The organism is Francisella sp. XLW-1 (assembly GCF_008711455.1).
Classification (GTDB): Bacteria; Pseudomonadota; Gammaproteobacteria; order Francisellales; family Francisellaceae; genus Francisella; species Francisella salimarina.
On the sequence record NZ_VXKP01000004.1, the window covers coordinates 92,033 to 105,727 of the forward strand.

A 13,695-nucleotide genomic window follows, 5' to 3' on the forward strand; every position below is an offset into this window, starting at 1 on the left:
TGATAAATTATAGATCTACAACGTGATCAGATAGGTATTCAGCTACACCTTCAGGAGATGCTTTCATACCTTCATCACCTTTGTTCCAACCAGCAGGACAAACTTCACCATGTTCTTCATGGAACTGTAACGCTTCTACCATTCTAGTTATTTCATCCATATTTCTACCAAGAGGAAGATCATTAACAACCTGATGACGAACAATACCTGATTTGTCGATCAAGAAAGTACCTCTAAATGCCATACCACCTTCAGACTGAACATCATAAGCTTTAACAATTTCTTGATTAATATCTGCAACCATAGTGTACTGAACTGGTCCAATACCTCCGTCATTAATTGGAGTATTTCTCCATGCATTATGTGTGAAATGAGAATCTATTGATACACTTACAACCTCAACACCTAGCTCTTTTAGCTTAGCTGTTCTTTTGTCTAAAGCAATTAATTCAGATGGGCAAACAAATGTAAAATCTAGTGGATAGAATACCACAACAGCATATTTACCTTGGATAGCTTTAGCAAAGTCATAGCTATCAACAATTTCACCAGTTCCTAAAACAGCTGGTGTATTAAATACAGGTGCTTTTTTACCTACTAATACCATAATTCATTCCTCCATTTATACAAAGTTTTATGGTCAATATTAAAATTTAACGCTCTTAATTTTGCTTTCTAATTATACTTATGTCAACTCTATTTATCGTATATAATATTGATAACAATACTTATTAACAAAATTTAATATGCTTTTACCTGTTCACAAAAACACAAAACTTCTAATTTTTGACTGTGATGGCACAATCGCAAACAATATGAAAATACACGTTAATGCTTGGCTTAGTGTATTGAAAAATACCAAGCCAGAGATTGAATCTATCGACTTTGATAAATATAACGGACTACCTAGTGAGTATATACTCAAAGAAGTATTCAAATTTGATGAAAGTGAAACACCCATAATCGCTGAAAAAATTAAAGAAGCTTCTTATGAACTATTAAGCCAAACTAGACCTATCCAACCTATAGTTGACTTAGTTATACACTATCATAATAAGATACCCATGATAGTAATATCTGGTGGCAAACAAGCCAATGTAATTAAGTCTTTAGACGTTTTGGGACTTACTGATTATTTTGACAGCATAATTACAGCAGATGACTCACACCCAAATAAAAGCTCACCTGATGCATTTACATTATTAGCGAATAAATACAATGTTAAACCTCGTGACTGTCATGTGTTTGAAGATGGTGTACCAGGTCTTATTAGTGCTCTAAAGGCTGGGATGACAGTAACTGATGTTAGAAATATTAACTTAGATATATAATTAATTAGAGTAAAATCACATGATAAAAAAAAGCACACTACTAGGACTACTACTGTTATCTTCTTTGGGGTACACAGAAGTAGTAAATACGGCAACATGGACAACTAAAGATATCGAAAACGATTTCAAAACAAAATATTTCTGTAATAAGAATCTATCAAAAGAGGATTGTGATAAAAATTTTAAGAACATAAAAGATTATGGCATAGATGTCGGCTCTCTTGGTAATAAAAATATAAAAGACATCCAACTTGATAAAATATCATATACTACAACCAATTCTTTCCCAGCTACAGGAAAAATAACATCTCATGTATCTGGACTTGTAATGCTTCCTAACACCAATCATCCAAAGGGAGTAGTATTATACTACCACCCTACCGTATTTGATAATGCTGGAGTTCCTTCTAATCTAGATAAAAAAAATAAAACTAGCTTGTATCTAAACACTGTTTACGCTGGAGTATATGCCGCTAATGGATATATTGTTGTTGCTCCTGACTATATTGGTCAAGGAGATGACTATAAAAACTATCACCCCTATGTTTTATATCCGAAACAAACCATAAATACAGCTGTTGATTTATTGAATAATGTTAGTAGTGATATCCGCAAAAAATATGGTCTGAAAGATAACTCAACACTAAATCTATTTTCAGTTGGTTATTCTGAAGGCGGAGCATATTCTATATGGACAGCCAAATGCTTAGGATGGCGTGGTGACTGTGAAGGAGTAGATAAGTTAGATACACTATATAGGTATAGAGCTGCTGCTGGATTAAGTGGAGCTTATGATGTAAGTAATACCACTCTAGACTTTATGACTGATAACAATGACTCTAGTAAGTATTTTCTACACAGTAAACTTATAACATCAATGCTAAAACCTGGTTTAATGGCAAACACTTTTATGAGTTATCTAAATTATAGCAATGTATCTAAAACTATAAGCACAAATGATATTGATAAAGGTTTCTTTGAAATGAATTGTTCAACATTCTCACAAGAAAAGTGTAATCTTGAAAACAAACACTATAACTTCGATTCTTTATTTTTGCAGCAGCATTTACCGAATACACAATTTGCTGGAGCAATATTTAATAGCGCATTATACAAGAAGTTTCCTAATCAAGAATCCGCTTCTCATTACGCTATACCTACCGGTAACAACTCAATGTATGACTTATTTAATGAAAAAATATTTACCAATAAAGAACTTATTGAGACAATGAAAGCTGCAGATATTGTTGATTTTGGTAAAAAAACCAGAACTCCTTTGTATCTATTTGCACTCAAAGAGGACTCTGTAGTAACTCGACTTAATTATGATAAATTTATGCAAAATGCCAATGCTATAGTTGATGGTTTTATTTTGGATAATAATAAAATTGTTACAAGCACTACTGATTGGTTACCGGTACAGCTTGATATTAATGAAATTGACCATGTAACTGGTGAAACCTATGCTAATCTATTTGCATATAAATACATTGATGATATAAATAAGGTATACATATAAAACTATGATTAATGCTATTACACAGAGGACCGGTATTTTAGTCGATGAAACTGGTATTAATAAACTTGAGAATACTAATATCTTTGTAGCTGGATGTGGCGGAGTGGGCTCATATGTGATAGAGGCTCTTGCCAGAGCAGGTATTGGCAAGCTTACTATAGTTGATATGGACGTAGTAGATCCATCAAACATTAACCGACAGCTAATTGCTCTTCATAGTACTATTGGAAAATCAAAAGTTGATATTATGAAAGAGCGCATCGCAGATATAAACCCAGAATGTAAGGTTAATGCTTTAAAGACTTTTATAAACCCAGAAAATACTCTTGAGCTACTTAGCAATGAAAAATATGACTATGTAATTGATGCTATTGATACACTTAATGCTAAAGTAAACCTCATTAAGGTAGCTCATCAAGACTTAGGTATAAAAACAATATCAAGTATGGGTGCCGGTGGAAAAACAGACCCAACGCAGATAAAAGTAGCAGATATATACAAAACTGATGTATGTGCTCTAGCAAGGGCGATGAGAACAAGATTAAAAAAATTACATGTTGCAAAGGGAGTCAAAGCTATCTTTTCAACACAAAAAGGTATAGACCCTCTCCCACCTAATGCTCCCGAGCCAAATCAACATGGCAGATCTAGAGCTACAAATGGAACTCTTAGCTATATGCCTTCGCTATTTGGTCTTACGATAGCAGGTATTGTTATCAAAGAAATTGTTGGAAATCATTTTAATCAATAAAATATTTTAAACCCTAGAAATATACTCTCATATCATTTACCCTTAATGATTAATATAACTAAAAAGTCATTTAGAAAATGCCAAAAAAGTTTAGACTTAGATATGTATTACTTGTTGTAATTATTGTAGCAGCTGCCGTTTTTTTCTCTAGTAACTCCTCAGATGTACAAGTTGATGCAAATATGGGAGCTTGTGAAATATTAGATCAAAACCCTAACTGGAAATTATCACTAAAAAAAGCTCAAGATAAATATAATCTATCCCCAGCTTTTGCAATGGGTCTGATATATCAAGAATCTCGTTTCGATGCCGAAGCTAAAAGCAGTTACTCAACTGCTTATGGATATGCTCAAGCTATAAACAGTACATGGCAACACTTCCAAGAAGAAGTTAAGCAAAATGCTAAAAGAAATAATTTTGATGATAGTGTACAGTTTATAGGCTGGTATATGGCACAACTTTCAAAATCTCTAAAACTTAAAATGAGTGATAGCGAAAATCTATATATGGCATATATGCTTGGAGCAACTGGATATAAGCGCTACAAAGCTGGCACATTCAAAAATAAGGCTAAAATTGAAGAAGATAAAAATATAGCAAATAAAGTTAAAGCTTATACTAATTTATATAAGTCACAGTTGAAAGACTGTAAAATTTAGAATCTATACGCCAGTGTAGTCATTAATTTTGACTGAAGCTTCATTATAGCTTTTACAGGTTTAGGTAACTTTTTGCCTCCAGCTTTCTCTGCTTCAATTGCATGCTCAGATTCATCAAGGTACATTTGTTTAAGTATCTCACGTGAGCGATTATCATTAACTGGTAAGTTTTTTAAATGTGAATCCAGGTGTTTCATAACTTGTTTTTCTGTCTCCACAACAAAACCATAACTTAGACTATCACTAATAGAGCCAGCGGTAGCTCCTATACCAAAAGATGCCCAGTACCAAAATGGATTTAGTAAACTAGGCTTTGCCTCTAACTCATCTAGTCGCTCCGCACACCAAGCTAAATGGTCATACTCTTCGTCAGCTGCGTGATATAAGTGCTCTTTTGTTTCAACTGATTTTGCTACAGATGCTTGCCCTCTATAAAGTCCTTGAGCACAAATTTCTCCAGTATAATCAACTCGCATCAGTCCAGCTGCGTGTTTTTTATCCTCATCAGATAACTTACCATCTCTTATATCACCAGCTGGAGACTTTCTATTGGGATTAAGAGGATGCTTTGTAAATCTTGCATAACTATCAACTTCTTCAACAATTCGATCTAAAAAAGATAATTTTCTCATAACTGAAGTCCTTTCTTAAATAAAACCAAATATCGCATTAGCTGCGACAATTGCAAACAACAGATTGAGTATCAAGAACACCCAACCCACCGTATAACCTTCTCTAATTGAAAATACAGCATAAATAGCCAGAACTATACCACATACAATCATAGGTTCATTTCTACTCAATAGTATACCAAAACATAACGCTACAAGCCCTATAAAAGCACAAACTCTAGCTATATTTATTTTATACTTACTGAAATAAATAATTGAGAATATAATTGCCAATACTATGAATACTAGTAAATTATATATCTGAGAAAAACTAAAAAAAACCATAGTGGCACTAACAAATGCAATACCTTGCAAACCACTAAAAAACGGCTCTTTTTGGATTACAGCTGATAAGAATAAGAAAAAAGTTGCAAAAAAAACTATAAGATTTTTCTGAGCAACATCTGTTTCAACTAAACCAAACATAAATATTATTAGACCTACAATTCCCACTAGTAAGCCTGCATTACTCATAATTTTTTTTAACATACAAAAAGACAAATAAGTTTAATTGAAAATTATTATAATTATAAACTATAATCGTTACAAAAGTTTTCATTGAATAACAGCTAAACTATTAGTTATAATTATGAAATATCTATTTTGATTCATTTTTTAGCATAATTAAGGAGATTTTAATGGCTAGAAAGAAAATAGCGCTTATTGGTGCTGGTAATATTGGTGGAACACTTGCTCATTTATCACTAATCAAGCAGCTAGGTGATGTGGTTCTTTTTGATATAGCTCCAGGCATGCCTCAGGGTAAAGCTCTAGACTTATTACAAACTTGCCCTATCGAAGGAGTTGATTTCAAAGTTAGAGGTACAAATGATTATAAAGATCTAGAACACTCTGATGTAGTAATAGTCACAGCTGGTGTGCCAAGAAAGCCTGGTATGTCTCGTGATGATTTACTTGGCATCAACATTAAAGTAATGCAATCTGTAGGCGAAGGTATCAAACACAACTGCCCAGATGCATTTGTTATATGTATCACGAATCCTCTTGATATCATGGTAAATATGCTACAAAAGTTCTCTGGTGTACCTGATAATAAGATTGTTGGTATGGCTGGTGTACTTGATTCTGCAAGATTTAGAACTTTCTTAGCAGATGAGCTTAATGTCTCTGTACAGCAAGTTCAGGCTTATGTAATGGGTGGACATGGTGATACTATGGTACCTCTTACAAAAATGTCTAATGTTGCGGGCGTATCTCTAGAGCAACTAGTCAAAGAAGGCAAAATTAGCCAAGAAAGATTAGATTCTATAGTAGCTAGAACTAGAAGTGGCGGTGGTGAAATTGTAGCTTTACTTAAAACAGGTTCTGCTTACTATGCTCCAGCTGCTGCAGGTATACAAATGGCAGAAAGTTATCTAAGAGATAAGAAGATGGTTCTTCCATGTGCTGCAAAAGTAAAAGCTGGTATGTATGGTGTTGACGAAGATCTATTCGTAGGTGTACCAACAGAGATCTCTGCTAATGGCGTAAGACCTATTGAAGTTGAAATTTCTGATAAAGAAAGAGAGCAACTTCAAGTATCAATTAATGCAGTTAAAGAGCTTAATATTGCCGCTGCTGAAATTTTATCAAAATAATTTTCTAGCATGTCTAGACAGTAACCATTGTACTGTCTACATCTCAAAAGTGATTCATCAAAGTCAAGTGTAATATTTGACTTTTTGGTATTCTAAAATCAAAAAAAATTGATAAAATTTCTTTAGTTAAAAAATCAATTATACTAAATTAGTATAGGTTTATTACTAATACAATATTTTTGAAATTACTTTAAATTTAAATAGGGTTTTTGTTTATTATGTCTAATGAAAAATACCTTGGCATCCATATAGATATATCTAAGGATCATGAGCTATCAGAACAAGCACAACAATTGCTTACTAATTATTATTGTCTAGAGAATGAACCCTCTCCGCAATATGCTTTTGCAAGAGCTTCTGTTGCATACTCTTTTGGCGATATGAACCTTGCGCAACGCATATATGATGCTGCATCTAAAGGTTGGTTTATGTTTGCATCTCCGGTGCTTTCAAATGCCCCTCTTCCAGGTGCAAAAGTTAAATCATTGCCGATAAGTTGCTTTTTATCTTATGTTCCAGATTCATTAGAAGGTCTTATAGAACACTCATCGGAGCTTAGATGGCTGTCAGTAAAAGGTGGTGGTGTCGGTGGACACTGGTCAAATGTAAGAGCTGTTTCAAATAAAGCTCCGGGACCGATACCGTTTATGCACACAGTTGATGCAGATATGGTTGCTTATAGACAAGGTAAAACTCGCAAAGGCTCTTATGCTGCTTATATGGATGTTTCTCATCCAGATATAGTTGAATTCTTGGGTATACGTGTACCAACAGGTGATGTGAACAGAAAGTGCTTAAATCTACACCATGCAGTTAATTTAACTGATGACTTTATGCAAGCAGTTGCTGACGATGCAGATTGGAAACTTGTAGACCCTGATGACAAAACTGTTAGAGATATAGTCAAAGCTCGTAAAATATGGGAAACAATTCTAGAGACTCGCTATCGTACTGGTGAACCTTATTTAAACTTTATCGATACTGCGAATAGAGCGTTACCAAAATCACAAAAAGAGCTTGGTTTAACAATTAAAGGCTCTAACCTATGTAATGAGATTCATTTAGTAACTGATGAAAAGCGTACAGCAGTTTGTTGTCTTTCTTCAGTAAATTTAGAAAAGTATGATGAATGGAAAGATACATCTCTAATTAAAGATTTAATTAGATTTTTAGACAATGTTTTACAGTTTTTCATAGATCATGCTGGAGATGAAATTTCTAAAGCTAGATATAGTGCTTCTCGTGAAAGAAGTCTTGGCTTGGGTGCTATGGGCTTTCACTCATATTTACAGAAGCATAATGTTCCATTTGAATCTCAAAAAGCCAAAGAAATTAATGAAGAGATATTTAAGCGTATAAAAGAGCAAGCTGTAGAAGAGACTCTAATATTAGGATCTGAAAAAGGTGAAGCTCCTGATATGGCTGGTACTGGTCGTAGAAATGCTCACTTATTAGCAATAGCACCTAATGCCAATAGTTCTCTTATATTAAACACTTCGCCAAGTATCGAGCCTTGGAAAGCAAATGCTTTTACCTCAAGAACTAGGGTTGGTTCACATTTAACTAAGAATAAATACTTAGAAAGAGAGTTAGAAAAGGTTGGTAAAAATACTGAGGAAGTTTGGTCAGATATTATTACTAATGGCGGCTCTGTTCAACAGCTAGAATTCTTGAGTGATGATATTAAAGCTGTATTTAAAACAGCAATAGAAATGGATCAAGATTGGGTTGTATATTTAGGTGGACAACGTCAAAACCATCTATGCCAAGGGCAATCTCTTAATATATTTTTTCCAGCTGGAGCTTCTCGTGGTTATCTCCATAAAGTTCACTTCAATGCTTGGAAATATGGTTGTAAAGGATTATATTACTTAAGAACAGAGACTTCTAATAGAGCCGAAAATATTTCTAAGAAGGTTGAAAAAAATAGGCTTGTAGAATTCTCAGAGTTAAAACAATCTGAGAATGAATGTATCGCTTGTGAGGGCTAAAATATGAAAGTAAAAATATATACTAGAAATGGCTGTCCATTTTGCGTATGGGCGAAACAATGGTTTGATGAGAATGAAATATTCTTTGAAGAAACCATAATGGATGATCACTCTCAACGTCTTAGATTTTACGAAGAAATGAATCAAAGTGGTAAAGTTGCTTTCCCGATTTCAACTGTACCACAAATATTCATTGATGATGAGCATGTTGGTGGCTTTACAGATCTTAAAGCCAATGAGAAAGAAATCTTAGCTAAGAAATAGGTAATAATAGTGGAAGTAAAAATATATACAAAAACGAACTGTCCTTTTTGTGACCTCGCTAAAAGTTGGTTTGGTGCAAATGATATTCCTTTTACACAAATTACTCTTGACGATGATGAAAAAAGACTAAATTTCTATGCAGAAGTAAATAAGAATATCCTACTCGTTGAGGAACATGTTAAATCAGTACCACAGATATTTGTTAACGATGTACATATTGGTGGCTACGACAATTTAATGGCTAGAGCTGGTGAAGTTATTGCTCGTGTCAAAGGTTCTTCTCTAACAACTTTTTCTAAGACATACAAGCCATTTAGCTATCCTTGGGCTGTTGACCTAACTGTCAAACATGAAAAAGCTCACTGGATAGAAGACGAAATAGATTTATCAGAAGATGTAACTGACTGGAAAAATGGTAAAATTACTAAAGTTGAAAAAGAATATATTACTAATATTCTAAGGTTATTTACTCAATCGGATGTGGCTGTTGGTCAAAACTATTATGATCAATTTATTCCGGCTTTTAAGAATAATGAGGTCAGAAATATGCTTGGCTCATTTGCTGCACGTGAAGGTATTCATCAAAGAGCATACGCCCTTTTGAATGACACTCTTGGCCTTCCAGATTCTGAATATCATGCTTTCTTAGAATATAAAGCAATGACCGATAAAATCGATTTTATGATGGATGCGGATCCTAGTACTCGTCGTGGTTTAGGACTTTGTCTTGCTAAGACAGTATTTAATGAAGGTGTAGCCTTATTTGCATCATTTGCAATGTTACTTAACTTCCAACGCTTCGGTAAAATGAAAGGTATGGGTAAAGTTGTTGAGTGGTCAATCCGTGACGAATCAATGCATGTCGAAGGTAACGCCGCATTATTTAGAATGTACTGCCAAGAAAATCCTTATATAGTTGATAATCAATTCAAAAAAGAAATATATCTAATGGCTAGCAAAGCCGTTGAACTTGAAGATAAATTTATTGATTTAGCTTATGAGATTGGTACTATCGAAGGTCTAAAAGCTGATGAAGTAAAAGAGTATATTCGTCACATTACAGATAGACGTTTAAATCAACTTGGTTTAAATGAAATATATAATATTGATAAAAATCCTCTTACTTGGTTAGAGTGGATCTTAAATGGTGCTGATCATACAAACTTCTTTGAGAACCGAGTAACAGAATATGAGGTTGCAGGTCTAACAGGTAACTGGGATGAAGCTTATCAGCACTAATTCTACTTTTTATTATTTTTTTCTCATAATTAGTTTCTTTTATATCCCTTACAAAAATTTTAAATATCTATTTCATATAAAGCTATGTTTTAATATTCATAGGTAGTATAGATAAATATTAAAAATGGATTTTCAAAATTTAGAAAATATTATTAAACATGATATTTCACATGGCTTCTCAGGAGTAGCTGTGAATGTGGTTTTTCATAACAAACCTATTTATAAAAATAATTTTGGTTACGCATATAGATATAATCAAGAAGGAAATCTTGTCAGCAACCCACAATCTTTAAGAGATAATATGCTTTTTGATATAGCTTCTCTGACAAAAATTTTTGCAACCACTTATGCAGTCATGTACTTATATGAGCGAAAAAAAATCAAACTAGATGATAAGATAACAAAATATATTCCAGAGTTTAAATTTGAGAATACCTCTTATATCCCAACTATTCGAGATTTATTAAATCATGCTACTGGTGTAGCTCCGTTTTTTGATTTTTATAATAATCATATTGCAGATTCTCTATATAGCCAAGACAGAGAAACTACTATCAGATTCTTAAAAACAAAGATGTCTGTCATTGAACCAGCACAAAAATATTGTATCTACTCAGATATAGGTATGAAAATATTAGGATGTTTAATTGAGACTATAACTAATCAAAGAATGGATGATTTCCTAGAAAAAAATATCTATTCGAAAGCTGGTGCTCAAAATACCTGTTTTAATCCTTTGGAAAAAGGCTATTTACCAAATCAAATAGTAGCAACTCAAATTGACGGCCATGCTAATTGTGGTACAACTAATTTTAATAATATAAAAACTGATACTCTTCGAGGCTTAGTTCACGATGAAAAAGCACTCTACTCAATGAGCGGTATTGCTGGTCATGCAGGATTATTTTCTACTATTGACGACATTACCAAACTAGCAGGCTTGTTATATCAAGAAAATACATTTTTTACTCAAGGCACCATAAAAGAATTTAGTCAACCATCTAACATTAACCCTTCTTTTGGATTAGGGTTTTGGACAGCAAATGGACGCAAGAACAGACCTTTTTTTGGTGAAAAATGTAGTGATCAAACTATAGGACATACTGGATTTACAGGTCAATGCTTTATTTCTGATTCTCAAAATAAGATTACCATTATAATTATGTCGAACAGTGTGCATAGTCCTATTATCTATCCTAGAATTTTTGAAGGCAAAACTTATAGAACAGGCATGTATGGACAATTAATAGACTCGATATATACGGAGTTAGGTTTATGAATTTAAATTTTAGATACAGTTTTAAGTTTATTCTTCCTGTATATATCATCTCAGCTATCATTGGTGGCTATGCCTTAGCAATTGTTGGAGGCATTGGTAAAGATATTCAATATAACTTCGACCTGGATAATCACCAGTTATCTATTTTATTAGGCTTAGTATTCCTAGGAGGTATTTTAGCAAAAGTTGTTTGGCTAGCTACAGATCGAATTGGTCGAAGAGCAATGATAATTTCTTTTGCAATAATGTATATCATAGGAACTTATCTTTTTGTAATATCTAATAGCTATAATACTCTAATAGTAGCCAGATTTATTCAAGGGGCTGCTATTTTACTTTGTACTTATGCATTTCCTATATATATTACAGAAATATCTCCAGCTAATAGAAGAGGTATGTAACTTTATTTCAACTATTCTGGACAGCTGGAATGTGTTTATCAGGAGTTATAATATTTTTCTTTTATAATGCTCTTAGCTGGTATCAATATTTATATATTACAATATTTCTTGTAATAGTTTTGCTCAGCTTGATTTGCATATTACCCCCGAGCCCTACTTGGCTTGTACTAAGAAAAAGGTATGATGATGCATATATAGTCATAAGTAAAACTCAACCCACTTTGACAAAGCAGGAAATACAAAAGCATATCGAAGAAGTTAGAGTTAGCCTCAGAGAACACAAGCCTAAGACTTTTTTACAAAAAATTTTAATTGGAAAAGATATTTGGCCTGTTTTACTAGTAACAACAATCTTAATATTAAATCAATTGACTGGTATTAATTTTATTATTTTTTCTTCAGAGCTAATTCTTTCACCATTAACAAATAGCATTTATATAACTCATATAGCAAACTCTCTAATTTTAGTTGTTAACTTTGGAGTCACCATATTAACCATCTTTTATATAGATAAGTGGGGAAGAAAAAAAGTTATCTTTACAGGACTAACAATTGCATTAATAAGCATGATACTGCTAGTAGTATTATATAGCCTACCTACTTTTGACTATAATTACATACTAGTAATTTTGTTCTTAATAACATGTATTGCCGGATTAGCATTTGGTCCTTCTGGAGTCATCGTAACCCTTATAAATGAACTATTACCGAATAGAGTAAGAATTATTGGTATCTTCATAGCGGGTGTAGTTTCAATGTTATTTGCATTCTTCTTTATTGGATATTTTTTACAAATAGGCGAGAGATACGGCTTTAATATTATGTTTGGAATTATTTTTATAAGTTCATTTGTATATTTATTGATTGTTAAAAAACTTATTCCAGAAACTGCTGGCAAAACATTAGAAGAAATAGAAAATGATTTTCAATAAATCCTAAGCTAATTGTTAATTTTATATTTACATTTAATTATTTTTTGATAATATAATATAAATTTTAATTTATGAAATAATTATACAATGCCAAAAAGAAAAGTTATAAGTTTTTTTACTTTATTTATTTTTTGTTTATCTTATATATATGCTAACGTTGATCAATATCAGCAAAAAATGGTATATTTCGGCTATGGATCTCTGATTAAAAACTCTGATGGACTACATATAGGACCTTGGCAGGCTAATGGTCCTGATATGGCCGTAGATTTTTTGAGAGTTAGTGGATTATATTTTGCTCCTCCTACATCTAGTTCTGCATGTATTAAGCAAGAAGATGGGACATGTAAAAAAATGACCGTTCCTCTTCCGGCTGCAATGTGCTTAAGTGTGAATGATGAGGATGGTAAAAGTACAGGTTATCTTTTAGCAAATCAAGTTAGACTAGCGGTTACATTTATCCCACAAGATTTAATAACTCTCGATGCAAAAAGGACTGCTATGCATTATGCAGTTGTTGACAACGATATTAACTTCGACCAAGCAAGAGAAGAATTAGCAAAGAGAGAAGGGACTTCAACAATTGAAAATATAGCTTACATAAAGAGAGAAAATCAAGACTATAATAAATTTGAACTCTCGACAAAAGCAAAATCCTTGAATGAACAAGATATTAACGAAATAAAAAATTGGATGGATAATCAAGGAGTAGATGTTGTATTCTTTGCCTACTTTGATGCAAATTTCACAGAGCAGATGCAAGCATTATCAAATGCTTTAATTGATAAAATAGATGTATCTGAATGGAACTCAGAAAATGTTCATGGGTTTTATGACATGCTTAGATACTACAACTGGGGAGCTTTAGGAACTGCAAATAACTATATTGTTACTACTCCTGAAAATACCCAACACGCTAGTAAATTCTGGATTAACTCTCAGAATAACTTACTAACATATACAAAAGACTTGCTTAACAGTGGCATAAATCCCAAGGAATTTAGTCATTGGCATATCGACTGTAGTCAGTTTATCGCCAATGATCTTTAAAGTTCTTTGA

13 protein-coding genes and 1 pseudogene are annotated in these 13,695 nt (G+C 32.9%); 11 read left to right on the top strand and 3 right to left on the bottom strand.

The genetic code is table 11. From position 1 onward, the window contains the following. Nucleotides 1-7: 7 nt before the first annotated feature. On the bottom strand, nt 8-610 hold the full coding sequence (locus F3D59_RS06945) for a peroxiredoxin (protein WP_306669293.1): 603 nt from the start codon (nt 608-610) through the stop codon (nt 8-10). Nucleotides 611-746: 136 nt separating this feature from the next. Here F3D59_RS06945 and F3D59_RS06950 point away from each other — a divergent pair, with 136 nt between their 5' ends. The 4 genes from F3D59_RS06950 (at nt 747) to F3D59_RS06965 (ending at nt 4,260) form a co-directional block, all read left to right on the top strand. Beyond that, nucleotides 747-1,331 (top strand): HAD family hydrolase, encoded by a 585-nt coding sequence (locus tag F3D59_RS06950; protein WP_150464308.1) that lies wholly within the window; start codon nt 747-749, stop codon nt 1,329-1,331. Between the two features lie 22 nt (nt 1,332-1,353). Continuing rightward, on the top strand, nt 1,354-2,850 hold the full coding sequence (locus F3D59_RS06955; RefSeq protein WP_150464492.1) for a lysophospholipase: 1,497 nt from the start codon (nt 1,354-1,356) through the stop codon (nt 2,848-2,850). Between the two features lie 4 nt (nt 2,851-2,854). Continuing rightward, a complete protein-coding gene (locus F3D59_RS06960; protein ID WP_150464309.1) occupies nt 2,855-3,601 on the top strand; it encodes a ThiF family adenylyltransferase in 747 nt (248 codons plus the stop codon). A gap of 77 nt (nt 3,602-3,678) precedes the next feature. Next, on the top strand, nt 3,679-4,260 hold the full coding sequence (locus F3D59_RS06965; protein WP_150464310.1) for a transglycosylase SLT domain-containing protein: 582 nt from the start codon (nt 3,679-3,681) through the stop codon (nt 4,258-4,260). On the opposite strand, the gene coq7 is transcribed toward F3D59_RS06965, so the two are convergent. Together coq7 and F3D59_RS06975 are read right to left on the bottom strand one after the other, a co-directional pair. Continuing rightward, nucleotides 4,257-4,892 (bottom strand): 2-polyprenyl-3-methyl-6-methoxy-1,4-benzoquinone monooxygenase, encoded by a 636-nt coding sequence (coq7, locus tag F3D59_RS06970; protein ID WP_150464311.1) that lies wholly within the window; start codon nt 4,890-4,892, stop codon nt 4,257-4,259. The genes F3D59_RS06965 and coq7 overlap by 4 nt on opposite strands. 15 nt (nt 4,893-4,907) lie before the next feature. Further along, the gene (locus F3D59_RS06975; protein WP_150464312.1) at nt 4,908-5,420 is read right to left on the bottom strand and encodes an MFS transporter; all 513 of its coding nucleotides are present in this window, start codon (nt 5,418-5,420) and stop codon (nt 4,908-4,910) included. 149 nt (nt 5,421-5,569) lie between these two features. On the opposite strand from F3D59_RS06975, the gene mdh reads away from it, so the two are divergent. From mdh to F3D59_RS07010, 7 genes and pseudogenes are all read left to right on the top strand, one after another. Further along, nucleotides 5,570-6,529 (top strand): malate dehydrogenase, encoded by a 960-nt coding sequence (gene mdh, locus F3D59_RS06980; RefSeq protein WP_150464313.1) that lies wholly within the window; start codon nt 5,570-5,572, stop codon nt 6,527-6,529. A gap of 218 nt (nt 6,530-6,747) precedes the next feature. Beyond that, nucleotides 6,748-8,520: a ribonucleoside-diphosphate reductase subunit alpha gene (locus tag F3D59_RS06985; protein ID WP_146422091.1), complete on the top strand. Its 1,773-nt coding sequence runs from the start codon at nt 6,748-6,750 to the stop codon at nt 8,518-8,520. Between the two features lie 3 nt (nt 8,521-8,523). Beyond that, complete coding sequence (locus F3D59_RS06990; RefSeq protein WP_041263737.1) at nt 8,524-8,784, top strand: glutaredoxin; 261 nt, start codon at nt 8,524-8,526, stop codon at nt 8,782-8,784. A gap of 6 nt (nt 8,785-8,790) precedes the next feature. Beyond that, on the top strand, nt 8,791-10,023 hold the full coding sequence (locus tag F3D59_RS06995; RefSeq protein WP_150464314.1) for a ribonucleotide-diphosphate reductase subunit beta: 1,233 nt from the start codon (nt 8,791-8,793) through the stop codon (nt 10,021-10,023). A 124-nt stretch (nt 10,024-10,147) separates the two neighbouring features. Further along, on the top strand, nt 10,148-11,302 hold the full coding sequence (locus tag F3D59_RS07000; protein ID WP_150464315.1) for a serine hydrolase: 1,155 nt from the start codon (nt 10,148-10,150) through the stop codon (nt 11,300-11,302). Further along, nucleotides 11,299-12,635, top strand: a pseudogene (locus F3D59_RS07005) (MFS transporter). The gene F3D59_RS07000 and the pseudogene F3D59_RS07005 overlap by 4 nt, the downstream one beginning before the upstream one ends. An 87-nt stretch (nt 12,636-12,722) precedes the next feature. Then, nucleotides 12,723-13,685, top strand: a complete 963-nt coding sequence (locus F3D59_RS07010) for a hypothetical protein (protein WP_150464316.1) — start codon at nt 12,723-12,725, stop codon at nt 13,683-13,685. The last annotated feature ends 10 nt before the right edge of the window (nt 13,686-13,695 follow it).

Excerpts from the sequence above, each read along its gene's own strand:
- F3D59_RS06950 (WP_150464308.1), top strand. The coding sequence starts at position 747 with ATGCTTTTACCTGTTCACAAAAACACAAAACTTCTAATTTTTGACTGT.
- F3D59_RS06960 (WP_150464309.1), top strand. The coding sequence starts at position 2,855 with ATGATTAATGCTATTACACAGAGGACCGGTATTTTAGTCGATGAAACT.
- F3D59_RS06965 (WP_150464310.1), top strand. The coding sequence starts at position 3,679 with ATGCCAAAAAAGTTTAGACTTAGATATGTATTACTTGTTGTAATTATT.
- coq7 (WP_150464311.1), bottom strand. The coding sequence starts at position 4,892 with ATGAGAAAATTATCTTTTTTAGATCGAATTGTTGAAGAAGTTGATAGT.
- F3D59_RS06975 (WP_150464312.1), bottom strand. The coding sequence starts at position 5,420 with ATGTTAAAAAAAATTATGAGTAATGCAGGCTTACTAGTGGGAATTGTA.
- mdh (WP_150464313.1), top strand. The coding sequence starts at position 5,570 with ATGGCTAGAAAGAAAATAGCGCTTATTGGTGCTGGTAATATTGGTGGA.
- F3D59_RS06985 (WP_146422091.1), top strand. The coding sequence starts at position 6,748 with ATGTCTAATGAAAAATACCTTGGCATCCATATAGATATATCTAAGGAT.
- F3D59_RS06990 (WP_041263737.1), top strand. The coding sequence starts at position 8,524 with ATGAAAGTAAAAATATATACTAGAAATGGCTGTCCATTTTGCGTATGG.
- F3D59_RS07000 (WP_150464315.1), top strand. The coding sequence starts at position 10,148 with ATGGATTTTCAAAATTTAGAAAATATTATTAAACATGATATTTCACAT.
- F3D59_RS07010 (WP_150464316.1), top strand. The coding sequence starts at position 12,723 with ATGCCAAAAAGAAAAGTTATAAGTTTTTTTACTTTATTTATTTTTTGT.